This is a genomic window from Stenotrophomonas sp. 3(2025) (assembly GCF_052665395.1).
The window spans coordinates 1-24,878 of record NZ_JBQOIF010000009.1 but is presented as its reverse complement, the minus strand read 5'-3'; the positions used below and the strand labels follow the sequence as shown (position 1 = coordinate 24,878).

19 protein-coding genes are annotated in these 24,878 nt (G+C 66.8%); 4 read left to right on the top strand and 15 right to left on the bottom strand.

Going from position 1 to position 24,878, the window contains the following annotated elements:
* Window positions 1–72 precede the first annotated feature (72 nt).
* Window positions 73–549, bottom strand: a complete 477-nt coding sequence (locus tag ACUXVE_RS08945; protein ID WP_025876662.1) for an RcnB family protein — start codon at window positions 547–549, stop codon at window positions 73–75.
* 253 nt (window positions 550–802) lie between these two features.
* Here ACUXVE_RS08945 and ettA point away from each other — a divergent pair, with 253 nt between their 5' ends.
* From ettA to ACUXVE_RS08925, 4 genes are all read left to right on the top strand, one after another.
* On the top strand, window positions 803–2,467 hold the full coding sequence (ettA, locus tag ACUXVE_RS08940; protein WP_025876664.1) for an energy-dependent translational throttle protein EttA: 1,665 nt from the start codon (window positions 803–805) through the stop codon (window positions 2,465–2,467).
* A 245-nt stretch (window positions 2,468–2,712) separates the two neighbouring features.
* Complete coding sequence (locus ACUXVE_RS08935) at window positions 2,713–3,402, top strand: outer membrane protein (protein WP_445514247.1); 690 nt, start codon at window positions 2,713–2,715, stop codon at window positions 3,400–3,402.
* A gap of 63 nt (window positions 3,403–3,465) precedes the next feature.
* Window positions 3,466–4,782: an NCS2 family permease gene (locus ACUXVE_RS08930; RefSeq protein ID WP_025876668.1), complete on the top strand. Its 1,317-nt coding sequence runs from the start codon at window positions 3,466–3,468 to the stop codon at window positions 4,780–4,782.
* A 72-nt stretch (window positions 4,783–4,854) separates the two neighbouring features.
* Window positions 4,855–5,853 (top strand): DUF4434 domain-containing protein, encoded by a 999-nt coding sequence (locus tag ACUXVE_RS08925; protein WP_445514246.1) that lies wholly within the window; start codon window positions 4,855–4,857, stop codon window positions 5,851–5,853.
* Window positions 5,854–5,878: 25 nt separating this feature from the next.
* Here the strand turns inward: ACUXVE_RS08925 and ACUXVE_RS08920 are convergent, their stop codons facing one another.
* The 14 genes from ACUXVE_RS08920 to ACUXVE_RS08855 form a co-directional block, all read right to left on the bottom strand.
* The gene (locus ACUXVE_RS08920) at window positions 5,879–7,012 is read right to left on the bottom strand and encodes an acyl-CoA dehydrogenase family protein (protein WP_222390763.1); all 1,134 of its coding nucleotides are present in this window, start codon (window positions 7,010–7,012) and stop codon (window positions 5,879–5,881) included.
* A gap of 4 nt (window positions 7,013–7,016) precedes the next feature.
* On the bottom strand, window positions 7,017–7,700 hold the full coding sequence (locus ACUXVE_RS08915) for an alginate O-acetyltransferase AlgF (protein ID WP_093818866.1): 684 nt from the start codon (window positions 7,698–7,700) through the stop codon (window positions 7,017–7,019).
* Entirely contained in the window at window positions 7,697–9,175 is a 1,479-nt protein-coding gene (locus ACUXVE_RS08910; RefSeq protein ID WP_222390765.1) for an AMP-binding protein, read from the bottom strand. Before ACUXVE_RS08910 ends, ACUXVE_RS08915 begins: the two co-directional genes overlap by 4 nt.
* A gap of 27 nt (window positions 9,176–9,202) precedes the next feature.
* Entirely contained in the window at window positions 9,203–9,436 is a 234-nt protein-coding gene (locus ACUXVE_RS08905; RefSeq protein ID WP_093818864.1) for an acyl carrier protein, read from the bottom strand.
* A gap of 16 nt (window positions 9,437–9,452) precedes the next feature.
* Entirely contained in the window at window positions 9,453–11,033 is a 1,581-nt protein-coding gene (locus ACUXVE_RS08900; protein ID WP_222390766.1) for an MBOAT family O-acyltransferase, read from the bottom strand.
* A 13-nt stretch (window positions 11,034–11,046) separates the two neighbouring features.
* Window positions 11,047–12,171, bottom strand: coding sequence for an alginate O-acetyltransferase AlgX-related protein (locus ACUXVE_RS08895; RefSeq protein ID WP_261311957.1), 1,125 nt, complete (start codon window positions 12,169–12,171; stop codon window positions 11,047–11,049).
* A gap of 4 nt (window positions 12,172–12,175) precedes the next feature.
* The gene (locus ACUXVE_RS08890; RefSeq protein ID WP_222390769.1) at window positions 12,176–13,213 is read right to left on the bottom strand and encodes an alginate O-acetyltransferase AlgX-related protein; all 1,038 of its coding nucleotides are present in this window, start codon (window positions 13,211–13,213) and stop codon (window positions 12,176–12,178) included.
* 21 nt (window positions 13,214–13,234) lie between these two features.
* Window positions 13,235–16,054, bottom strand: a complete 2,820-nt coding sequence (locus ACUXVE_RS08885; RefSeq protein WP_222390771.1) for an NfrA family protein — start codon at window positions 16,052–16,054, stop codon at window positions 13,235–13,237.
* A complete protein-coding gene (locus tag ACUXVE_RS08880; protein ID WP_445514245.1) occupies window positions 16,051–18,198 on the bottom strand; it encodes a glycosyl transferase family protein in 2,148 nt (715 codons plus the stop codon). The genes ACUXVE_RS08885 and ACUXVE_RS08880 overlap by 4 nt, the downstream gene beginning before the upstream one ends.
* A gap of 6 nt (window positions 18,199–18,204) precedes the next feature.
* The gene (locus ACUXVE_RS08875; protein ID WP_222390776.1) at window positions 18,205–20,406 is read right to left on the bottom strand and encodes a cellulose biosynthesis cyclic di-GMP-binding regulatory protein BcsB; all 2,202 of its coding nucleotides are present in this window, start codon (window positions 20,404–20,406) and stop codon (window positions 18,205–18,207) included.
* The gene (wecB, locus tag ACUXVE_RS08870; RefSeq protein WP_445514244.1) at window positions 20,403–21,587 is read right to left on the bottom strand and encodes a non-hydrolyzing UDP-N-acetylglucosamine 2-epimerase; all 1,185 of its coding nucleotides are present in this window, start codon (window positions 21,585–21,587) and stop codon (window positions 20,403–20,405) included. The genes ACUXVE_RS08875 and wecB overlap by 4 nt, the downstream gene beginning before the upstream one ends.
* A 136-nt stretch (window positions 21,588–21,723) precedes the next feature.
* Window positions 21,724–22,920 carry a nicotinate phosphoribosyltransferase gene (gene pncB / locus ACUXVE_RS08865; RefSeq protein ID WP_445514243.1) on the bottom strand — a complete coding sequence of 399 codons (1,197 nt, stop codon included), beginning with the start codon at window positions 22,918–22,920 and terminating at the stop codon, window positions 21,724–21,726.
* 109 nt (window positions 22,921–23,029) lie between these two features.
* The gene (locus ACUXVE_RS08860) at window positions 23,030–23,869 is read right to left on the bottom strand and encodes a glycosyltransferase family 2 protein (RefSeq protein WP_222390781.1); all 840 of its coding nucleotides are present in this window, start codon (window positions 23,867–23,869) and stop codon (window positions 23,030–23,032) included.
* Window positions 23,866–24,720 carry a glycosyltransferase family 2 protein gene (locus tag ACUXVE_RS08855; RefSeq protein ID WP_222390783.1) on the bottom strand — a complete coding sequence of 285 codons (855 nt, stop codon included), beginning with the start codon at window positions 24,718–24,720 and terminating at the stop codon, window positions 23,866–23,868. The genes ACUXVE_RS08860 and ACUXVE_RS08855 overlap by 4 nt, the downstream gene beginning before the upstream one ends.
* Window positions 24,721–24,878 lie beyond the last annotated feature (158 nt).

Here is a 24,878-nt window from a genome sequence, read left to right as displayed (position 1 = left end):
GTGGCGCCCTTCTTTTTTTCCGATCAGGTCAGAGCCCTTTCCGTTGGAAAGGGATCCGACCCCGGCGCTGCATCAACGGTTGTTGATGATGTAGTCGGCGATGATGCCGGTTGCCACGGCCACCAGCAGCATGTTGCCGCGGTCATCGCGGATCCAGTGGTGGCCGGACGGCGGGCGGCGCAGGTGGTAGCGCGGGTAATCGTTCACCACGTAGATCGGGCCGCGGTAGTAATCGCGGTAGCGGTGGCCGCGCTGCCAGCCATAGCCATAGCCGGGCCGGTAGCCCGGGCTGTAGACCACGCGCGGCGGCGGCGGCGCCGGGCGGTAGTAACCATGGTCGTAGCGGCGGTCGTGGCGGTAGTCACGGCGCGCTTCGCGGCGGTCGCGTTCCCAGTCGCGACGGTCGTGGCGCCACTCGCGGCGATCTTCGCGCCATTCACGGCGGTCGTGGTCGCGACCTCGGTGGTCGTTGTCGGCGAAGGCCGGGGCGATGGCGCCCAGCGCCAGTACAGAGGCCACGGCGCCGGCCATGAGTCGATGGATGTGCATGGGAGACCTCTGCTGGGGTGGGTGGTGAGCCCATATTGCGCATTCGATCTGAACGGTTTCCGGCTGGAAACGCTTCCCGCTGCGGGACTGTGACGGCCCATTCAGTCCTCGGCCAGCCCCGGGCGCTGCGGACGGCGCGGGGCGTAAGCGCTTCCGGCTATAATTGGGGGTATTCCATTCAGTCTGTGCCCGCTGCCGCAACGGGAAGTTCCCCGTGACGGACCGGGCGCAGGGTCGCGCCTACGGAGACCTCATGTCCTCGCAATACATCTACACCATGAACCGCGTGTCCAAGGTGGTCCCGCCCAAGCGGCAGATCATCAAGGACATCTCGCTGTCCTTCTTCCCGGGCGCGAAGATCGGCCTGCTGGGCCTGAACGGCGCCGGCAAGTCCACCGTGCTGAAGATCATGGCCGGCGTGGACACCGATTTCGAGGGCGAAGCCCGTCCGCAGGCCGGCATCAAGGTTGGCTACCTGGCGCAGGAACCGGAGCTGGACCCGACCAAGACCGTGCGTGAAGCGGTTGAAGAAGGCGTGGGCGAAGTGCTGCAGGCACAGGCTGCGCTGGACGCGGTCTACGCCGCCTATGCCGAAGAAGGCGCCGATTTCGACGCGCTGGCCAAGGAACAGGAGCGCCTGGAGGCGATCCTCGCCGCCGGCGATGCGCACACGCTGGAAAACCAGCTGGACGTGGCCGCCGATGCGCTGCGCCTGCCGCCGTGGGATGCCATCGTCGGCAAGCTGTCCGGTGGTGAAAAGCGCCGCGTGGCGCTGTGCCGCCTGCTGCTGCAGAAGCCGGACATGCTGCTGCTCGACGAACCGACCAACCACCTCGACGCCGAGTCGGTGGAATGGCTGGAACAGTTCCTGGCGCGCTACACCGGCACCGTCGTGGCGGTCACCCATGATCGTTACTTCCTGGACAACGCCGCCGAGTGGATCCTGGAACTGGACCGTGGCCGCGGCATTCCGTGGAAGGGCAACTACACCGACTGGCTGACCCAGAAGGATGAGCGCCTGAAGCAGGAAGACAACCAGGAAAAGGCTCGCCAGAAGGCGATCCAGAAGGAACTGGAGTGGTCGCGCCAGAACGCCAAGGGCGGCCGCACCAAGGGCAAGGCCCGTCTGGCCCGCCTGGAAGAGCTGCAGTCGGTCGATTACCAGAAGCGCAACGAGACCAATGAAATCTTCATCCCGCCGGGCGAGCGCCTGGGCCAGGCGGTGATGGAATTCAAGAACGTCTCCAAGAAGTTCGGCGACCGCCTGCTGTTCGACAACCTGAACTTCCTGGTGCCCTCGGGCGCCATCGTCGGCATCATCGGCCCCAACGGTGCCGGTAAGTCGACCCTGTTCAAGATGATCACCGGCCAGGAAAAGCCGGACACCGGCGAGATCGTGGTCGGCCCGACCGTGCAGCTGTCCTACGTGGACCAGAGCCGCGACGCGCTGGAAGGCAACCACAGCGTGTTCCAGGAAATCGCGGGCGGCCTGGACATCCTCAACATCAACGGCATCGAGATCCAGTCGCGCGCCTACATCGGCCGCTTCAACTTCAAGGGCCAGGACCAGCAGAAGATGGTCGGTTCGCTGTCCGGTGGTGAGCGTGGCCGCCTGCACATGGCCAAGACCCTGCTGCAGGGTGGCAACGTGCTGCTGCTCGACGAACCGTCCAACGATCTGGACATCGAAACCCTGCGTGCGCTGGAAGATGCGCTGCTGGAGTTCCCGGGCAACACCTTCGTCATTTCGCATGACCGCTGGTTCCTGGATCGCATCGCGACCCACATCCTGGCGTTCGAAGGCGATTCGCACGTGGAGTTCTTCCAGGGCAACTACCGCGAGTACGAAGAAGACAAGCGCCGCCGCATGGGCGACGACGCTGCGCCGAAGCGCCTGCGCTTCAAGGCGCTGAAGTAAGCAAGAACGAAAGGCCGCGCTCGCGCGGCCTTTCGCCTTTCATGGGCCGCAATCGATTCTAGTTGTCGCTTTTGACCCTTTCGCGGCGCGCTTCAACGCCACCCGGCTGAAGCCTGCACGTGTAAAGCAGTGTTGATTCCTTGTCGCACACGGCATCATCCGTACTTTGCAACTCGTTGTATGTTCCCGGCCCAACGCTTCGGTTTTCCTACGCACCCGATTCATCCCCCTCGTAGGAAAACACCATGAAAGCACTGATCTCCACCACGGCAGCGCTGCTGCTGTCGGGCACTGCCGCAGCCGCGCCGGCGAACTGGGAAGGCATCTACCTGGGTGCCCATGCCAGCCATGGCGAAGGCCACAGCCAGGACCGCAGCAACGCCAATGCCTCTGAAAAAAGCATCCGTGGCTTTGCTGGCGGGCTGCAGGCCGGCCGCAACTGGCAGTTCGACAACAATGTGGTTGCCGGGATCGAAGGCACCCTTTCCTTCGGCAACATCACCCAGCAGTGGAAGGACCGCGACAACCACCAGTACAGCCCTTACTACGGCAAGGATGCGGTGACCCGTTCGGGCGCAGTCAACCTGACGCTGGGTTACGCGGCGGGCCAGTGGCTGCCGTGCGTCAGCGCCGGCGTGAGCGTGGCCCGCCAGGAGTTTTCGCTGGGCTGCGACAAGTCGCTGGTGGAGGCCACCAACGGCTGCCGCGTGGCCGAATTTGAAACCCACGCGTCCCATGTATCCACCGGCGCGAACGTCGGCGCGGGCGTGCTGTACCGCTTCAGCGACCAGCTTTCGGCGGGTGCGGAGTACCGTTACACCCATCTGGGCTCCAGCCCGGTTTACCTGGAAGATCCCAACTACCCGGCTGCGGCGCGACGCAGCTTCCATACCAACTACAGCAGCGTTACGCTGAAGTTGAACTACCACTTCTAACCGCCTGGCGACGCACCCGCCGGTCCTTCGGGCGGCAGGGCGTGCAGGTACGAGAGATCTGCGATGTCCCTGTTCGAACGCCTGTTCCAGCTGCAGCAGCACGGCACCACCGTGCGCACCGAACTGCTGGCCGGTGTCACCACCTTCCTGACGATGTCCTACATCGTCTTCGTCAATCCCGAGATCCTGGGCACCACCGGCATGGATGCTGGGGCGGTGTTCGTGGCCACCTGCCTGGCCGCGGCGCTGGGCTCGGTGGTGATGGCGCTGGCGGCCAACTTCCCGGTGGGCATGGCCCCGGGCATGGGCTTGAATGCGTTCTTCGCCTTCACCGTGGTCGGCGCTGCCGGCCTGCCCTGGCAGCAGGCGCTGGCGGCGGTGTTCATTTCCGGCCTGGTGTTCCTGGTGCTGTCGCTGACCGGCGTGCGCGCGTGGCTGGTGTCGGGCATCCCGGCGTCGTTGCGGTCGGCGATCGTGGCCGGCATCGGCCTGTTCCTGGCCATCATCGCGCTGCAGAAATCCGGCGTGATCATCGGCAACGAGGACACGCTGGTCGCGCTGGGCCCGCTCAATACCGCGCCACCGCTGTTGGCACTGGGCGGCTTCCTGCTGATCGCGATCCTGGAGGCGCGGCGTGTGCGCGGTGCGATCCTGATCGGCATCCTGGCGGTGACCGCGGCCGGCTGGGCGTTGGGCGATCTGCAGTACCACGGGCTGGTGTCGTTGCCGCCGAGCCTGGCGCCGACCTTCCTGCAGCTGGACCTGCCCGGCCTGCTGCACCACAACGGCGGCGCGCCGATCGCGGTGCTGCTGCAGGTGGTGCTGGTGTTCGTGCTGGTGGAAGTGTTCGATGCCACCGGCACGTTGTATGGCGTGGTCGGCCGTGCCGGCCTGCTGAAACTGCCGGGTGCGCAGAAGCGGTTCGGCCGCGCGCTGCTGGCCGACAGCACGGCGATCGTGGCCGGCTCGCTGCTGGGCACCAGCAGTACCACCGCCTTCGCCGAAAGCGCCTCGGGCGTACAGGTGGGTGGCCGTACCGGTTTGACCGCACTGGTGGTCGCTGCGTTGTTCCTGGCCGCGCTGTTGTTCTCGCCGCTGGCGGCGATGGTGCCCGGCTATGCCACCGCGCCGGCGCTGCTGTTCGTGGCCGGACTGATGCTGCGCGAACTGGTGGAAGTGGACTGGAGCGACCTGACCGAATCCGTACCCGCCGCGCTGTGCGCGCTGGCGATGCCGTTCACCTATTCCATCGCCAACGGCCTGGCGTTCGGCTTCATTGCCTATGCCGCGCTGAAGGCCGGCACCGGCCGCTGGCGCGAGGTGCACCCGGCGGTGTGGCTGGTGGCGGTGCTGTTCGTGCTGCGTTACGCGCTGGAGTGATCCGGCGAGCGCATGTTCATCATGCATGGCCCGGTTCACCCGTTGCCAACGGTGCTCTGGGATGATGACGGCATGTCCACGCCTCCCCTGCCTCCCGATCCGTCTTCGCCGCTGCGCCGGCGCCTGCTGCGCGCCGCCCTGCTGGCGCCCGTTGCGGCGGCATTGACCACCCTGCCCGGCTGTTCGCTGCCGGAACAGGTGGACGGCACCTTCCTGCAGCCGTGGCGCAGCCACCTGCAGTGGCGCATGGCCGATTGGCAGCGCTCGCTGCAACTGGCGCGCAGGCTCGGCTGCAGGCAGCTGGTGCTGCAATGGAGCGGCATCGTCGGTGGCGCCGAGGGTGATTGGCAGCTACCCGATGCCAGTGTGCGCATGCTGTTCACCGCAGCCTCGGAAGCCGGTATCGCCGTTCGCGTCGGCCTGCCGTTCCAGCAACGCTGGTGGCAGGCCATCGGCGGAGACGACGCCGCACTGCAGGCCTTCTTCGCCGACAGCCTGGCGCAGGCGCGGGCCTGGCTGGCACAGGCACCCTGGTCGCGCGTGCAGGCATTCAATGGCTGGTACATCCCCTACGAACTGGAGCAGTACCACTGGGCCGATCCTGCCCGTCAACAATGGCTGGCGCAGTGGCTGCACGGCATCGCCCAGGCGGCGGTCGAGCGTGGTGGCGACTGCGCGGTTTCCTGCTATTTCAGCCGTCTGCAGACCCAGGGCGACCTGGTGACCTTGTGGGATGCCGTTCTCGCCCAGGCCGCGGTCAGGCCCATGGTGCAGGACGGCGTGGGTGTTGCCGGCGCCGGCAACGTACAGCAGCTGCAGCCGCTGCTGCAGCATCTGCGCACGCGCGGCGTGGCCTTCGATGCCATCGTCGAGCTGTTCCGCGAGCTGCCCGGCGAGAACAACGATGGCACCCAGTTCAAGGGCGAAACCGCTGATGCCGCACGTATCGAGCGGCAGCTGGCCTGGGCGCGCGACAGCGGCGCCGAACACGTGCTGGTATATGCGCTGGACCCTTGGCTGTCGCAGGACACGCTGGAAGCGGCCGCCTTGCGCAAGCGCTGGGGAATCTGACCCCGGTACCGACCCGCAAAAAGCGTTACAGCGTGCGGCCGATGATGTCGCGCAGGATCTCGCTGGTGCCACCGAAAATCCGCAGTGCACGCGCGTCGGCCCAGGCACGCCCTATGCCATATTCGTTGCTGTATCCGTAGCCGCCGTGCAGCTGCAACAGGTCGTCCAGCACCTTGCCTTGGACTTCGGTGGCGTTGAGCTTGGCCATCGCCGCGCGGGTGGGATCCAGTTGCCCACTGATCTGCTCGCCCAGGCACTGGTCGAGGAAGCTGCGCAGCATCGCCAGCTGTGCCGTGGCCGAGGCCAGCACGAAGCGCGTGTTCTGGTGATCAATCAGCAGCCGACCGAAGGCCTTGCGTTGCCGCACGTAGGCCACCGTCTCAGCCAGCATGCCTTCGGCCGAGGCGGCCGCGCGCAACGCGATGGCCAGCCGTTCGGACGCCAGGTGTTCTTCCAGGTAACCGAAGCCGCACCGTTCCTCGCCCAGCAGGTGATCGGCCGGCAGGAACACGTCTTCGAAGAACAGTTCGGTGGTGTCCTGCGCATGCTGGCCGATCTTGGCCATCGGCGCACCGCGGCTGACACCGGCAGCGGCCAGGTCCACGCAGAACAACGTCAGGCCGCCGGCTCCGAGTTCCGGGGCGACAGTGGCCACCACCACGGCGACGTCGGCATTGCTGCCATTGGTGATCCAGGTCTTCTGCCCGTTCAATCGATAGCCGCCGTCCACTACGTCGGCACGGGTGCGGATCGTCTTCAGGTCACTGCCGGCGCTGGGCTCGGTCATCGCGATCGCACCGATCGCTTCACCCCGTGCCATCTTCGGCAACCAGGCATCGCGCACGGCTGGCGTGGCGTACTGCATCAGGTAGGGCGCGACCATGTCCGAGTGGATCGAGAAGCCGATGCCCAGATAGTTGGCGCGTGCCAGTTCTTCGATCACGCAGGCGGCATGACCGTAGTCGCCTCCCATGCCGTACGGCTCGGGCAGCTGGCAGTTCAGCAGGCCGGCCTCGCCGGCCGCGCGCCACAGCGCGCGTGGCGTGATGCCATCGCGCTCCCATTGCGCGTAGCCGGGCGCGATCTGTGCGTCGATGAAGCGACGGACCTGGTCGCGGAACAGTGCGTGGTCCTCGCGGAATACCGGCCGGTCTGCCATCGGATCAGCGGCCCACCGCGTCGGTGCCACTGAGCTGGCCCTGCAGCACCGGTGCGTTGGCGGTACCGGTCAGGAACAGGCTGTAGTGATCGCCGGGCTGCAGCGCGGGAAGTTCGAGTGCGGGACTGTCCTTGCCACCGCAACCGGCCACCAGCCGCGCCTTGACCGGATTGATGCCACGCGCGGCGCTGCGGCCGGCGGCAACCGCCGGGAACACCACTGCGCCCTTGTCGGCCATGGCCAGCTTGCCCTGGGGGCAATTGGCGGCAAGGTTGTAGAAGCGGATCTCGGCCTTGAGGGCGTCGCTGCTGCCACCACCGTCTTCGAGCACGTTGAAGGGCTTGGCCGCTGCGCCGGCATCCAGCACCAGGGTGGTGAAACTGCCGGCGGCCACCGCTGGCTGCGTGCGCGACTTGCCGGCCACGCGCACGCTGAACGGCTTGCCGCCTTCAACGATCGCATAACGGGTAGCGCGTGTTGCCGGCCCGACGTTCTGGTCGGCGCCATTGCCGATACCGGCCTTGAGCACCGTGCTGCCCGGGTTGAGCACGCGCACGAAGGCAGAGCCAGCGGGCGGGCGCGCGGCATACAACTGGGCCAGGCGCCCTTCCGGTGCGCCTTGGGCGAAGGCTGCGCACGGCGACAGCAGCAGCGCGGTGGCGACCAGCGATTTCAGGACAGTGTTCATGCGGGTTTCTCCGTCGTGCGGAGCGTGCGCGCCAGGATCTGGTAGCGCTGCTCCAGTTGCTTGCGATCCACCTTGTTGCTGATCGTCTGCGGCAGGGCATCCACGGCGAACAGCTCGGAAGGAATCATATAGGGCGGCATGTAACGTTCGAGCAGGCCCTTCCAATCCGCCAGGTCCGCTGGCGGACGCTGCAGTGGGCCGGTCTGTGGCTGGGTGGTTTCGACAAAGCCGATCATCCGCACCAGGCTGCCATCGGGTCGCCGCAGTACCACGGCGGCACCCGCGACCACGCCAGGCAGGCGGGCCAGGCCGACATCGACCTCGGCCAGTTCAATGCGGTAGCCATTGAGCTTGATCTGGTCGTCGCGGCGGCCACGGAAGTAGAACCGGCCCTGCGCGTCGACATCACCCAGATCACCACTGCGGTACGCGCGCTTGCCGTTGTGTTCGAACAACACGCCGGCATCCAGGTCCGGGCGCTCGAGATAACCCCGCATCACATGGTCGCCGGCCATGCAGATCTCACCGTCATCGAGGAACACCTCGGCATAGGGCTTGCCGATGCCGATCGGGAACGGGTTGGGTGCCGCCGCACGCAGGGCCGGATCGATCTCCACCCATGTGGTGGAACAGGTCGCTTCGGTTGGCCCGTAGGAATTGATGATGCGTACCTGCGGGAAACGCGCCCACAGTTCTTCAGCCACGCGCGGTGTGAGCGACTCGGCACCGAACACGAACACCTGCAGGTCGGGCAGGTGCGCGGCGTCGAAACGCGGATTGAGCATCTGCTGGCGCACGAACGAGGGCGTGGATGCCCATACGGCCACGCGCGAATCGCGCAGATGGTCGACGAAATGCTCGCTGCTGGCGATCACCTCGCGCGGGCACAGCACGCAGCAGCCCCCAAGGCCCAGCGCGCCACACAGGTCGAACAGCGAGAAGTCGAAACTGAAGAGCATCTGGTTCATGAACGCCGGCGCCGGGCCCAGCGCCAGGCAGTCGCGGATCCAGCCGGTGAACAGGGCAACACTGTCGCGGCCGATCTGCACGCCCTTGGGGTCGCCAGTGCTGCCGGAGGTGAACATGATGTAGGCCAGGTCCGGCACCGCCAGCGCACGTGGCGCATCGGCACCGGGCAGGAACGCATCGAGGGCCGCATCGTAGATCGCACGCGCATGCACCAGCGTGGTGATGCGCTGCAGGCGCGCTGGCGGGTTGATGGTGTCCACCGGTACGTAGGTCACGCCCAGGCAGAGGCAGCCGAGCATGGCCACCACGAAGGCCGATTCCTTGTGCCCGGAGATCACCAATGCGTCACCGTGCACCAGGCCGGCAGCACGCGCACGGTCGATCCACTGCTGGGTGGCACGATGCAGCCCGGCCCAGTCAAGTACCCCATCGGCCGCATGCAGGGCGGGAGCCTGCGTGGCGACATCCAGGTCGGCGAATCGGCATTGGTCGAAATCGAAGTACATCGTGCTACCTCCGGTGCCCGCAGGCGATCAGCGGGGGCCGTGCTCGGCCACGTAGTCGGCCAGCACCTGCACCGAATCAACCAGGGCATCGATTTCATCCACCGGCAGGGTGACGCCAAGGCGGTCCTTGACCTCGACCATCAGCTGCACCTTGGACATCGAATCGAAGAACGATTCCATGTACTCGTCCGGCTGCACGCGGGTACCAATCACCGCCTCGACGATGTCGATGAGCTGGTTCTGGATTGTCTGCTTGTCCATGTTGGAATCCACCTTGTCAGAACTGGAAGTAAAGGAAACGGGTTTCTTTGTGCAGGTTCAGCAGGCACAGCGACAGCAGCACCAGCATCACCAGCAGCCAGGCCCAGTTGGGCTGCCAGCGCATCCACGCGCGCGGCGCCGGGCTGGGCTTGGCCAGCGCGGGAGAGTACACGCCCATGATCTGGTGCGCGTTCGGTGCCAGCCAGACAATGGCCAGTGCCAGCAGGATGTACAGCAGCTGCAGGTGATGGCCCAGCAGCAGGCGCACACCATCGGCCAGGCCCATGCCCGCGACATGGCCCAGGTTCTCCATGCTTTCCCAACCGCGCACGCCGAACATGCCCTGCACCAGCTGCCACGCATCGTGCACGCCATCGGCGCGGAAGAACGCTTGCGCCACCAGCACCGCGCCGAAGGTCAGCAGCAGGTAGCCGGCGTGCTGGAACGGATTGAGTTTTCGCATCGCGGCCGGCTTGCGACCGCCGACAAAGACCCGCCACGCGTGGTTGATGACCAGGTAGCCGGCATGCAGCAGGCCGAAGATCAGGAACTGCATGCCGGCACCATGCCAGATGCCGGCCAGGCCCATCGCCCATACGGTGGGCAGCACGATCATCGAGAAGAAGCCGCCAGCCGATGCCACTGCGGTAGGGCCGGTGGCACGGCCATGGCGGGTGCGCCAACGGGTCACGGCCATCGCTACCGGGTAGTACAGGTAGGCGGTGATGTAACGGGTGAGCGTCATGTGCCAGCGCGCCCAGAAGTCGATGATGCTGGTGGCCTTGTACGGCGAATTGAAGTTCAGCGGGAAGCGGATGCCGAACATGCGGGCCAGGCCCAGCGCCATGTCCGAATAACCGGAAAAATCGAAGTACAGCTGCAGCGCATAGCTGAGCGCGGTGGCCCACGCGCCCCAGAACTGCACATCACCTGTGGAGGCGAAACCGGCATCGGCATACGGGGCGATGCTGTCGGCGAGCAGGACCTTCTTGGCCAGGCCGATGACGAACAGCATGCCGCCAATGGACAGGTTCTCGGCCTGGAAACGATAGGTCTCGCGCTTGCTGAACTGCGGCATCATCTCCTTGTGGTGCAGGATCGGGCCGGCAATCAGGTGCGGGAAGAAGGTCACGAACAGGACATAGCTGAGCGGGCTGCGATCGTTGACCACGCCGGCACGACAGTCCAGCAGGTAGCCGATCTGGGTGAAGGTGAAGAAGGAAATGCCCAGCGGCAGGATCAGCGTGTCCATCGGGCCGACGTTGAAGCCGATGTCGTGGACGAAGTTCACCATTGCCGCGAAGTACTTGTAATGCACCAGCAGCAGGATGTCGGCGGCCACGCCCAGCGCGGTGGCCAGCAGCTGCAACCGGGGACGCTTGGCCAGCGACAGGATCACCAGGCTGACCAGGTAGTTGAAGATGATCGAGCCGGCCAGCAGGATCACGAACTGCGGATTCCACCAGCCGTAGAACACGATCGAGGCCACGCACAGCCACAGCGCGGCCAGCCGGGGCCGCAACGCGCCCAGCAGGTAGTGCACGCCCAGCGCGATCGGCAGGAAAATCAGCAGGAACAGGAAAGAGTTGAACAGCATGGTCGGTCGGCGCTCAGTCGATACCGGCCAATGCCTTCTGCTCGCCTTCGGTCAGCGGCAGGGACAGGGCCATTTCGGAAAATTCCCAGATCACCAGTTTCACGGTGGGTGGCCACGTCGGCTGCTGCGGCAGCGCCGCCAGCAGTGCGCCGGAAAACTGGCCGCCGTCCATGCTCTGGTTCCACACTTCGCGCCCCAGGCCATGGCCCAGGCGTTCTGCGAACAGGCTGCGGCGGCCGTTGGAGCTGCCCAGCAGCAGCACCTCCACCGGCGGGGTGTCGTCCAGCAGTCCACCGCTGCGCAGCGGCGCGATGACCTGCTCCGGCTCCAGGTCCAACGGCGGCCGCCATGATGGCGGCGCGTGTTCCAGGCCTGCCAGCACGATCAGGTCGCCCATGCGTGGCTTGGGCGTGCCCGGCGCTCCGACCTCGAATGCCTGGCTGCCCTGCCCGCCCAGCAACGGCAGCGCCACCGCGCTCACTGCGTCGGCGGCACGCTGCGCGCCGATGCGGTTCATGTGCACGTCGGTGCGGAAGAACACCGGCGCGTCCTGCCCGGACAACACCGGCAGCAGATCGACACTGGGGACCTTCGCCGCCGCCAGCGCCTGCCGCCACTGCCCGTAGCGCGCACGCATCGGTTCGGAATAGCGCAGGCCACAGGTGTGCGCCTGCTCGATGCGCGACTTGTCCGGCACCACCACCACCAGCAGCTTCGCGCCGGTGGCCTGCAACTGCTGCGACCAGTGCTGCATCAGGCGCACGCGATCGTTGAATACCTTGGCACCGGCACCCGGCTGCGGACGCAGGCCATCGCGGTAGAACAGCCAGCCCGGGCACCCCAGCGCCACCTGCTCGCCAAGATCGCCCAGCAGGCGATAGCGCACGGCCGCCCCCAGCAGGTCGCCCTGGGCCTGGATCGGCAGCCGCAGGGCCTGGTTGATCGCCTGCCCGGCTTCGCCATCTGCCCAGCGCGAGGGCAGCAGTTTCTCGGCCGGCAGCCTGGCGTTGGCCAGCATCCAGGCACCGGCGCAGACGCCGATCAGCAGCAATGCCGATACCACCACGGCGGTCAGCCGATGGGCACGCGGTGGGGCAGCAGGTGGCAGGGGCGCGGGCGCCCCGGGACGGGCATTCATCGGATCACTGCCCCAGCGCCTTGTGCAGGCGCGCCTTCCATTGCTCTGGGGTCATGATCGAGGCGTTGTCCCATTGGCCACGTGCATCCGGGCCCTGCGGGTAGGACGGTTCGAACATCTGCCAGACCAGCACCTGCGGCTTGTTCTGCTTGAACCCGGGTGATTCCAGGTATTCCAGCAGCATCACCCAGTGGCCGACGTTGCCGGGCTTCCAGTTCACCGATACCGGGCGGTCGATCAGGTTGGACAGCTTCTGCGGGAAACCGAAGTACGGCTGCACCATGCTGTGGCCGGTCACGTGCACCGGCGCCGGTGCATCGTCCAGCAGCGACTGCTGTTCTGCCTGGCGGCGTACGGTGAAGGTGTCGCGGCCGATCGCCCTGCGCTGTTCATCGGTCAGGAACAGCTCGGCCAGATCGCCGAAGCGGCGTTCCTTGATCTCGCTGCCCAGCGGCATGCCGCTGCCGGCCTGCCCGGCCAGGGTCGGTACCTGCTCTTTCACCTTCGCGGCGACGGCAGCGGCCACGGCGTCGGCGGCCGGCTGGGTCCAGTGCTGGTCGCTGCGATAGAACACCTCCTGGCCGCCCTGCTTGACCTGCCGCATCGCCTGCAACGCATCGACAGCGGGCACGTGCGCATTGACCAACCCCTCCAGTTCCAACGCGTAGCGGCCACGCACCGCATCGCCCAGCCGCTTGCCATCGGGCAGCTTGTCTTCATAGAACAGGGCCTTGTCCGGCAGCACCAGCACCTGCAGCTTGACCCCGGCGGCGGCCAGCGCGCGCTGTGCCTCGGCGATCAGCGCCGTGTTGCGGGCGACGGCGGCACCATCGACGTCGGTCAGGCTGCCCCAGGCTGGGAACAGCCAGCCATCCTTGCCGGTCAGCACGATGGACGAGTCCTGGTTGGCCGCGGCAACGGGCGCGGCAGGTGCCTGCGCCTGCAGGGGACCGGCGGCGGCCAGCGCGCACACGGCGGCCAGCAGCAGGCGCGGTCTACGCGCGGACGGTACGCGCAGCGTTGCAGAGAAAACTGATTTCATCGGCAGATCCTTCATGCAGCATCAGTAGTAAAGGGTGGCAGTGGCGAACAGTCCCTTGGCCCGCTGGGTATCGCCGCCGCCGATGGCGAAGCGGTAAGACACCGACAGGTCCAGGTAGGAGCGCGCCGCGTTGTAGTGGTCTTCGCGGAACCAGTAACGGACGCCGACGCCAGGACCGGCCCCGAGCGACCAGCTGCGCTGGGTGTCGGACAGGTTGAACGACTGCGGCCCGATGCCGGGATAGTCGATGCCGCGCACCCGCGAGCGCTGGTCCTGCCAGTCCGCGCCCAGCACCAGGTACGGGGTGACCAGCCAGCGGGTCTGGTCGGCACCGAAGCGATAGTTGCGCCCGGCGCGAAGTTCGGCTGCGGCAAAGGCCTGCTGGCGACGCAGGCGACCATTGGATTCGCTTACGCGCTGGGACGGGGCACCGTTGGCATCGAGCGCATCGACGGTGAAGTGGGCGCGGTTGTCATCCCAGCTCAGGCCGGCCTGGGCATAGCCGCTGACGGTCCACCACTGGCTGACGTCGGTGCGCACGCCGGTGCCGTTGTAGAACCCGTAGGTGGCGTAGGTCATCCAGCCACCGGCGCTGTCGTTGAGCCGGTAACGGGCCAGCAGGTTGGCCTGCAGCGGGCGTTCGGATTCGATCTGGATCTGGCAGCGGATGGCGGCGGAGTCGGCGTAGATGCCGCCGCGCCGAGTCGCGCTGCCGAGGAACTGGCGGCGTTCCAGGCCGACGCTGAGGCCGGTCTGGCCGAAGGCATAGCGCACGCCGAACGAACCGACGGTGGACGGCCAGCCGGCGATCGAACGCGAACGGCTGAGGCGCTCGGCGCGTTCACGGTTGTCCGGCGTCGCCTGCCCGGTGCAGGGGTCGGTGAACAGCAACGATTCGAACGTACCGCCTTCGTCGTACAAGGTATTGGCGATACGTGCGTAGGCTTCCAGCGTGCCGTGCTGGTTGTTGGTGGCCTGCGGCCGCCAGAAGGCTTCCAGGGTGCTGAACACCGAAGCGCCGGGCGTGCTGATCGATGCCCCGCCCAGGTTGGTGGCCGCCTGGCGCGACCCGCGGTAGCCGGCCGAAGCGGTCACGCCCCAGTCGCGCGAGTAGCCGGCGATGGCGCTGCGCGTGTTGTAGCGCTGCGCCTTGTCCAGTGGCAGCTGGCCGGCGTCGGCAGCGTCGATCGCGCCGCGCAGCAGGGTCACGGCCTGGCGGTGATCGCCGCTGGCGGCACTGGCATAGGCCTGGTCCATCATCACCGTCCTGGGCGCCTTGCCGGTGGCCTCGGCGGCTTGGAAGTCAGCCAGCGCCAGCGCCGGCTCGCGCGCGGCCTGATTGAGGTAGCCACGCTGCATCAGCAGGCCCGCATCATCAGGGTGGGTGGCCAGCGCGCTGTCCAGGCGCTGGCGCGCCTCGCCCTGCTGGCTGCGGTTGCCGGCGGCCAGGGTCGTGGTCAGCAGCCCCTGCAAGGTCGCACTGTCCGGAGTTTCCTGCACGGCCTGGCGCGCTTCGCTGATGGCCTGCTGGTAATCCTGCCGGCCATAGGCCGCATAGGCGCGCTGTGCCGGGCCGCCTTCGCCCTGCAGATCGGCGGGCATCAGTTCGCACTGGGTGCCGTAAGGCGTATCGCGGCACTGCTGGAACGGCGCCGGATAGGACTGCAGCGTCAGGGTCTGGCCGGCGCGTGCGCCACGGATCGCCTTTTCGCGCTGGGTCACCGCCTCGCGGATGCCCTGGCGTGAGGACGCCTCTACGTCGTCCAGGGGATCGGCCTGCAGCGGCGCCAGCAGCGCGGTGGCACGGCTGCGATCGCCGGCAGCCACTGCGGCGTCCACCGCCAGCAGGCGCACGTTGCGGCGCTGCTGGTCATCGAGCCAGTCCTGCTGCAGGGCCGCGTCGAAATCGGCGTTGGCCTGTGCAGTGTTGCCCTGGCGCTGGCGCAGATAGGCCCGCATCACCAGGGCAACGGTATCGTCGGCATCGTTGTCCAGGGCCTGGTCGGCGGTGCGCTCGGCTTCTGCCAGCTGCCCATCGAGCAACTGCGTGGTCATCAGCAGCAGGCGGTGCGAGGCGACGTCAGGCGCACGTGCCACCGCTTCGCGGGCGAACCCGACGGCGGCCCGGAAATCCTGCGATATCAGCGCCTGGTAGCCCTCCTGTGCCGGTTTCACCGCACGCTGGCGGCCCAATGCCACGCGCTTGGCGCGCAGATCGGCCACATTCGGTGCGCCCAGCTGCAGTGCGGTAGCCGCCGCAGCGTCGGCCTGCTCCAACTGCTGCTGCGCTTCCAGCGAGGCGACCCACAGCATCGCCCACGCACCCTGCTGCGGCTGCTGGCGGAACGCCTGTTCGGCCTTGCTGGCGGCCACCGCCATCTGGTCGTTGTTGTAGGCGGTATAGGCTTCGGTCGCGATGGCGAATGCCTGCTGGTAAGCGCGCTCAGCCGGTGTCTGTCGTGCCGCCGGCACGGCGCGGGTACCACCGCCGCTGCCGGCAGCGGCTGCCGGCGCGGTGGCCAGGCCCGGCAATGCCGGATCCTTCAGGCCCGCATCCAGCGCACGCCGCGCCTGCTGGCGTGCCTCATCACTGCGACCGAGCTTCTGCAGCGAATAGATCTGCAGCAACCGCAGGCGCACCACGTCCGGGCGCAGCCGCGACGCTTCGCCGGCCTGTCGCAGGGCCGTGTTGTAATCGCCACGCTCGTAGGCGGCGAACGCCTGCTCGGCCATGCGGTAGGCGGGCCCGGACAGCGGCAATGGCACGTCGGCCTGCGCGTATGCCGGAGCAGCGGCCGCCAGGGCGACGGCGATGAAGGTGGACAGCAGCGAGGTCTTCATACCGTTTCAACTCCGGGAGGCGGCGACTGCAGCATCGCCGCGCGGCGGCGTTGTTCTTCCATTGCCTGGGCGATGGCGTCTTCGGTGGCGATGCCCCGCTTGACCAGGTAGTCGCCGATGCGTCCATCACGCTGGGGCTTGTACTCATCCAGTGCGATCTCGAAGTGGGCGTGGTCGATCAGGCGCATTTCCACCAGCAGGTCGCCCAGCAACGGCACGGTATCGATGCGCCACAGCTCGGCACCACTGATCATGCGCAGGCCGGCGTTGATCTCGCTTTCGCGGGCAATGCTCTGCTCGACCTGGGTGTTGCCGGTTTCCTGCTTCAACAGTTCCAGCGCGGCCTCCGACAACGGATTGGCCACAGCCAGGCGCAGGGTGCCCTCCTGCACCGGGGGCAGCGGCAGCATGCGCCACTGCACGCAGGCATCGACGCTGACCGGGAATCCGCCCCGGGCCAGGTAATCGACGTCGATGACCGCACGCTGCATATCGCCCTGGAAGGCAATCGCCTCGGCCAGCGTTTCGTCATCCAGCCAGCCCTGCGACAACAGGATCCGGCCCAAGGGCTGCTGGCGTCCGCCCTGCTGTTGCTGCAGGGCCTGTTCAAGGCGCTCGGGCTCGATGGCCTGCCAGGTGGTCAACAGTTCACCCAGGCGCTTGCGGGTCTGCACCAGTGCCGCAGCATCGGGGAAATCATGCATGGTCTTGTCCCAGACCATGCGCTTGCCGAAGAACAGATACGCCAGGAACATCCGCCATGCGCGCGCGGTGGCCATGAAATTGACCATGTTGCCGACCACCATGCGGGGGATCGACATCAACGCGTGTTCCCAGCCATACAGCCGGTTGACGAAGTAGAAGCGCTGCAGCACGCGGGTGGCCAGGGCAGCGGTGGTCAGCAACGCCACGTTCATCTGCCAGCTGCCCGCCTGGAACACGCTGGGGTACTGCAGCTTCCACACACCGGTCACCTTCAGCAGCCAGAACAGCAGCAGCTGCAGGAAGATGAGGTAGGCGATGATGCTGACAAAGGAGGTGATGATGCCCTTGCGGTCGCGCGCCAGCAGGTACTTGGTCGCCAGCGAGCCGCGCCAGCCCAGCGTTTCCCAGCTCTGCAGGCCGATCCCCAGTACCCAGCGCGCCTTCTGCCGGTAGGACGCACGGAAGTTGTCGGGAAAATACTCGCGTACGCACAGCGCCATCTGCTGGGTGCGCTCACGCACCGGCCCCCAGCCGAACCAGGACGGTCGCCGCACCAGGAACTGCACCGGGAAGCGGGCGAAGATCGAGTGCATTCCCATCGCCGCCAACCGTGCGCCGACGTCATAGTCTTCGGTCAGGCTGTCTGTATTGAACGGCTGGTTGCCGGTGGCCTCGCTCAGCGCCAGCAGCGCACGTCGCGAGAAACAGGTGCCCACGCCTGCCGACGGCACCATGCCGGACACGCTCTCGCGGACCACCAGGTCCTTTGCATGCCATTCGGCGAACTCGTCCATGTACACGCCCGCCACCAGTTCGTACCACTCGCGGTCCAGCGAGGTCACCGGCAACTGGATCATGTCCTTGCGTGGCAGCAGGTAGTTGAAGAAACGCAGTTCCATCGGGTGCAGCACGTCTTCACTGTCGTGCAGGATGACGCCAGCGAACTCCATGTCGTGGCGCTTTTCGTAGTCGAAGATCGACAGGATCAACCAGTTCAGGCAATCGGCCTTGCTGGTGGGGCCGTCATGCGGCACTTCCACGCGGCGCAGGCGCTTGTAGCGTCGGCGCATGCGCTCGACTTCATCGATGGTCTGCTGGTCGTTGGGATAGGTCCCGACGAACACGATGTACTCGCGATAGTCGAGCACATCGATCATGTTCTCCACCATCTGCGCGATGACGTCGTATTCCATCCACGCCGGCACCATGATCGCCAGCGGCTGTTCCGGGCGCTGCAGCAGGTCCTGCTGGGTCAGCGGCTTGTACTCACGGCGCTTCTTGACCGTCAGCGTGCGCCAGCTTTCGCGGACCCAGTACCAGATATCGATGAACAGGTCATCGAGGCTGGAAATCAGGATCAGCACGGCCACCGCCGCTGCCACTGTCTCCAGGGCAGCGTAGTAGTTGGCCAGCTGGATGTTCCAGAACAGACCGTCCACGTCCGGTCAGTGCCCGACGTTGGCGGACTTGCGGCGACGGCGGACCTGGGTAATGCGGGCAGCGGCCAGTGCGAACACCACCACGCCGACCAGCAGCAGCAGCCACACCATGTGCTGTTCCCACTTCGACTGCGGATTGCCCTCCTGGGCGATACGCGAACCATAGGGGTCCTGGCTGTCGAAATCGCGGACGACGTCGCTGCCATCGATCACCGCCAGGTCACCCCGCAGCAACCGGAACGGCGCAGCCAGCACCGGTCCCTCGGTGCCCAGGTCGCTATACAGCACACCGATCTGCCCGCCTGCCGAGGCGACCTGTACGGCGGCCGCCCGCTGCAGGCCGCTCAGGTCGAGCAGCGGCTGCGGCTTGCCGGCAATCACCAGCTGGCCGTTCTTCAGGCCCGCCAGGGAGACGCCGGACGGCGCCAGGGCGAAGGCAAGGTAAGGCCTGGTCGGGCTGATCGCCGCGCCCGCATCCACTACCTTGAGGCTGGCCGCTTCCGGCGATGCACCCACCGCGCTGGCAATGGCGATGACCTTGGCCAGCGAGGACGGTGCATCCTGCAGCCAGGTAGCCGGCACGAACACTTCATTGGCATGCGCCAGCTGGCTGGCCGCGCCGATGAAGTCTGCGCCAAGCGTGCGCTTGGCCAGCTTCAGGTGGCTGCTGGGGAGGATCGACACCGGGAACGCAGTGGCCGGATCGTGGCAGTAGGGCCGCGCCGGCTGTCGCAGGAAGCTGACCCGCACTTCATTGCGGGCCGACAGCGCGTAGGTGGGTACCTTGGCAACCAGCCGCTGCGGTTTGCCATCGGCCGACAGCACCTTGGCCCCGAGCAGGTAGTCGTTGAAGTAGATCGTCGCAACCGCGCCCTGCCCGGCGGCATTGGGTGCAGCCGATACATCCAGCACCACTTCTTCCGGCAACCGGCCGTCGGCCGACAATGCACCCAGTTCAAAGGTGGCGCTGCGATCACCACGAGTGACGATGTCCTGCGTACCGGCGATGTTGCCCAGCCGGCTCAGCAGCACCCGGTCCCCTTCCATCACCGGCGCGACCGCCTGCGTGACCTGCAGCGAACGTCCCAGCGCATAGTTGCGCCATTGCTCGGACAACAACCCTGCCACCTTGCCACCGGCCGCCGGGTCGACCACCAGGGTCGGCCGTCCGGCGACAGTGGTGACGCTCACCGAGGCATTTGCCACCGGCTTTTCCAATGCCGCCATGTCGGCCACCCGCCAGGCGCTGAACGCGCTGGCGGCATCGGCGCCGCTGGCCCCGACCTGCACGGCCAGCGCATCCAGTGCAGCGCGTACGCCATTGCGCAGCGCATCGCTGCCGATCATCACATCGGCGGCGAGCGGGCCGCTGTCACGCAGCGACAACAGCGCGCCGACTTCGGCCAGATCCCTGATCGCGTGCGCGCGCTCACCGGCCGCCAGCGCCGCATAGGCAGGCACGCCCTGCAGGCTGGCGGGAATGCTGATGCCGGTCAGGTCCACGCTGTCGCCGACCTTGGGCAGCGCGACCACGTCCACCTGCTTGCCACCGGTCTGCAGCGCAGCACCGATGCGCCACGCCGCATCGTAGGTCGATGCCTGCAGCGCCTTGCCCTCCACCAGCAGGCGCACGCGCGGCGGCAGTGCGCCCCAGGCCTTGGCCACGGTGTCCACCGCACGTCCATCGAAGCGATAGCTGAAGCGCGAATCCGGCGACAGCCGCAGCACGTTGGCTGGCGCGCTCTGGTCCGCGCAGCGGTAGTCGGAAACGATCGACCACCAGCCCACGCCGACGCGGACGAAGCCGTTCTCGCGAGGCTCGCCGTCAATGGCCAGCAGTTGGCTGGCGTCGCCCTGCGCATCGGTGATCGAACGTGCCGCCATCGGATCGCCATCGACCGACCACAGCCCGGACGTGCGCCCGGCATGGCCACGCACATAGCGGCCATCCAGCTGCAGCTGCGCATCGCGGGTCGGCACGCCCACAGGTACGGGCAGGTAGACCTCGCGCTGGCTCTCCTGCCCGCTGAGCACCAGCGGCTGGCGGAAGCCGAGCTGGCGAAGTGTCATCTGCCGGCTTACCGTGCTGTCCCCGGTCCATTCGGTGAACTGGCCGGCGGCGCTGTCGGCAGCGCCAGCGGCAGCGGAGCTCGCCAGGGCCAGCACGGAGGAAACAACGAGGAAGCTACGTCGGCCGGTCTGGGTCATGGCGTCACTTCTTGTAGAGGGGTGGGAACAGGGCCGGCACTGCGGTGGCCGGTAGCAAATTCGGGCAGTGGATGTCCGCGCAGGGCGGCGACGATGCGCGCACTGGCTCGGCCATCACCGTAAGGACTGGCGTCGGGGTCGAAACGGGTTGCATGTGATGGTTGTTGCAACGCGGCGTTGACGGCATCGACGATCCGCGTCGGCGCCGTGCCGACCAGCTTCACCACCCCGGCATCGACCGCCTCCGGGCGCTCGGTTACATCGCGCATCACCAGCACCGGCTTGCCCAGCGCTGGCGCTTCTTCCTGCACACCGCCGGAGTCGGTAAGGATCACGTCGGCGCGTTGCATCAGGCGCACGAAGCTGAGGTAATCCTGCGGCGGCACCAGGTGCACGTTGCCCAGATGGCCCAGCTCGGCATTCACCGGGCCCTGCACGTTGGGGTTGAGGTGCACCGGATAGAGCACCTGCAGGTCTTCGCGCTGGGCCAGCTCGGCCAGTGCGCGGCAGATGTCCAGGAAGCCCTGGCCAAAGCTCTCGCGGCGATGGCCGGTGACCAGCAGCAGGCGACGCTCGGGATCAAGCATCTGGAAGGGCGCATCGGCGCGGGCGCGCAGTGCCGGGTCGCGATCGAGCTGCTGTACGGTCTGCTGCAGGGCGTCGATGACGGTGTTTCCGGTCACCAGGAGCCTGCCGCCGAGGTGTTCGCGTTCCAGGTTGGCGCGGGAACTTGGTGTGGGGGCAAACAGGAAATCAGAGACGACATCGATGACGCGGCGATTCATCTCTTCCGGCCACGGCCGGCTGATGTCGCCGGTACGCAGGCCCGCTTCGACGTGTCCCACCGGAATGCGGTGATGGAAGGCAGCGACCGCAGCGGTCATCGCCGTGGTGGTATCACCGTGGACCAGCACACGATCGGGTCGCACCTGCGCATACAACGCATCCAGGCGCTCGAACAGCTTGGCGCACAGGCCGTTGAGGGTCTGGTTGGGAACCATCACATCAAGATCGTGATCGGCGGTGATCTCGAACAGCGACATCACCTGGTCCAGCATCGCCCGATGCTGGCCTGTGGTGCAGACGATGGATTCGATATCCGGCGCCTCACCCAGCGCCTTTACCAGCGGCCCCATCTTGATTGCTTCAGGACGGGTACCGAACACAGAAAGAACCTTCACCGCAGAACTCCCTCAAGACCTGCAAACATCCTGTACGCGGATCGTAAGCGATCTCGTGAAGTTCGGCCACGTAAATGTGATGCACATCACAAAGGTGCACAGCAAGCTGGATGCAGCAACCTGACGCGCAGCGTCACTATGTGACGCTGCGATCCGTTTCAGGGGGCAATTCGAACACCTGCCGCAGGTAGGACAGGTAGCCCGGGTCGTCGCACATGCTCTTGCCCGGCGAGTCACTGAGCTTGGCCACCGGCTGGCCATTGCAGCGGACCATCTTGATGACGATGTTCAGCGGGGTCGGCCCCAGATCGTTGGTCAGGTGGGTGCCCACGCCGAACGCCACCTGGCAGCGGCCACGGAAGTAGTCGTACAGGCGCATCACCTTGGTGATGTCGAGCCCATCGCTGAACACCAGCACCTTGCTGCGCGGGTCGACGCGGCGCAGCTGGAAGTGGGCCAGCATGCGGTCGCCCCAGTCGAACGGGTCGCCGGAATCGTGGCGCACGCCGTCGAACAGCTTGCAGAAATACATGTCGAAGTCGCGCAGGAACGCATCCAGCCCGACCACGTCGGACAGGGCGATGCCAAGGTCGCCGCGGTACTCGCGCGCCCACGACTCCAGCGCCGCCACCTGCGAATCGCGCAGGCGCGGGCCCAGTGCCTGGAACGCCTGCAGGTACTCGTGGGCCATGGTGCCGTGCGGCGTCATGCCGTACAGGCGCGCGAAGTGCACGTTGCTGGTGCCGACCAGCTGCGGGCCCAGCGCATCGCGCAGCAGCGGCAGCAGGCGGGCATGCCAATCGCGCGAGTAGCGGCGGCGGCTGCCATAGTCGGCGATGCGGCACTGCTCGAAGCCAGGGGTATCGCGCAGCAGCGCGGCCTTGGCCTGCAGGCGGCGTTCGCCTTCGGCGAAATCGGCCGTGGTGGTGTTGCGGAACCACACTTCGTTGATGATCGCCAGCAGCGGCACTTCGAACAGGATCGTGTGCAGCCACGGACCGGTGATGTCCAGTTCGATCTCGCCGGGCACCGTCTTCGACGCGCGCAGCTGGATGTACTTGCGGTCCAGGTGGAACAGGCCGAGGAAGTCGGCGAAATCGGGCTTCACGAAGCGCAGGCCACGCATGTAATCCAGCTCTTCATTGCTGAAGCGCAGGCTGCACAGGTGGTCGATCTCCTCATCGATCTGGTCGATGTAGCGGGCCAGTTCGATACCGGGGGTGCGGCATTTGAAACGGTACTGAACCTGCGCGCCGGGGTGCTGGTGCAGCACCGCCTGCATCATGGTGAACTTGTACAGGTCGGTGTCGAGCAGGGACTGGATGATAGGCATGGGGGAATTATGCGCCCGTTCGGGTGAACCGGGGTCCGTGGTGGAGGTGGCGCCCTCACGCGCTCTGCAGTCGATTCACGCCATGTGTGGATGATCCTGTGGCAGCGCGTTACAGCGACCTGCGCAGCAACCTCGGCACCTGCACCAGTGCATGGGCCCAGATCGCCCCCCACACCGCCACCCGCACCGGCAACGACCGCTGCGGCGCTTCGAACTTGCTGAAATAGCGCCATAGCCCGCGATGCTTGTGCCATTCAACGAAGAACGGGCGCGAGCGGCTGGACACCCCGCGCACGTGGGTCACCTTCAGGTCGTTGGCGATGGCAACCACGCCACCGGCCTCACGCACGCGGCGGCACAGGTCGAGGTCTTCGGCGTGCAGCCGGTAGCCGGCATCCCAGCCGCCGATGCGATCAAACAGGGCACGGGGCATCAGCAGCAGCGCACCGGACAACGCCGGCACCTGCTGCAACGGCTGCGCCGGGTCGCGGGCAATGGCCAACCGCGCGCCACGACCGGGTGAGCGCAGCATGGCAAGGAAGTCCGGATCACGGCGCCGCACCGCGTCATCGGGCTGCCCGTGTTCGTCCACCTGCTCCACCCCCAGCAGACTGTCGCCCACCGCATTGGCGCGGTCACGCAATGCGGAGAGCGTATCCACTTCGACCATCAGGTCGGGATTGATGAAGGCCAGCCACGGGCTGCGAGAATCGGCAACGCCCTGGTTGTTGGCCGCAGCGAAACCGGGATTGTCCGGGTTGGCGATGAAACGTACACGCGGATCGTGGCTGGCGTGGCGCTGCACGACTTCCAGGGTGTCATCCAGCGAACCATTGTCGACCACCCGGATCTCGGCCACGTCCTGCGCCTGGCGCAGCCGCGACAGGCAGGCCTCGATGGTGCTGCCGCTCTGGTAGGTGACGACGATGGCGGCAATGGCAGAATTCAAACAGGCGGCTCCAACGGTGATGGCGGGACGAACAGGTCGCCCTGCCCGCGCGGCATTATCGCCTGCTGCAAGGCGTGCTGCAGGTCCTGGCGCAGCGTGTGCAGCGGGTCGTGCATCAGGAAGTCAGCCAGCCGCGGCACCCACCCCGGCCAGCGCGCGGCCAGTGCTTCCAGATCGCCGTCGCGGCTGGGCGCTTCACTGGCACGGCTGACGAAGGCGTTTTCGCACAACACGTTGCGCCAGCCGAGACCAGCCATGCGCAGGCTCAGATCGACCAGCGCCGCGTTCCAGCCCAGGTAGCTTTCTGCATCCAGGCCACCGGCGCGCCGCCGTGCATTGGCGCGCACCAGCACGGCGTGGGTGACCGCCGAAGGGAGTTCAGGATGCAGGCTCGGCAGTGCGGCGCAGACATGGGCCAACAGCGCCGGGTCGCCCGGTTCGGGGTTGAGCTCGCCCAGCCGCGGCCATGCCGCGGTTTCGCCCACGTTGCACCATGGCGTGGCCGTGGCAATGGCCGCGTCGCGCGCAAACGTGGCCTGCAGCTGCTGCAGCCATCCCGGTGCGGGAACGCTGTCCGGGGCCAGCACCGCCACGTCCAGGCCATCGCAGGCACGCAGCATTTCGTCCAGGTGGGCAACCTCGCCGAGTGGCCTGGCGCGGCGGGTGTATTCGGCCTGCAACGGCGTATGGGCCAGCCAGTGTTCAACCACCGCCTGTGCACGTGGCCCGGCCTGCGCGTCATCGGCCAGCCAGATCGATGTCCCCGCTGCGGTACCGGCATCAAGCGCGGCCAGGCAGCGGTCAAGTACCGCGTCGTCCACGCCCAGCGGCAACAACACGATCGCCCCCATCCCGCCTCCGTGGTTGTCGGTGGCCACAGCGTAGCATCGGGTGGGTGTCGGCCGGGTTGCACCCGGCACCCGCAGAGGCCGCAGCAACAGCAACGGCAACGGCAAAAGCTGACTTCCTGGGAATGGCGGGGTGGGTCCGGTGGCGGGGGACGCCGTGA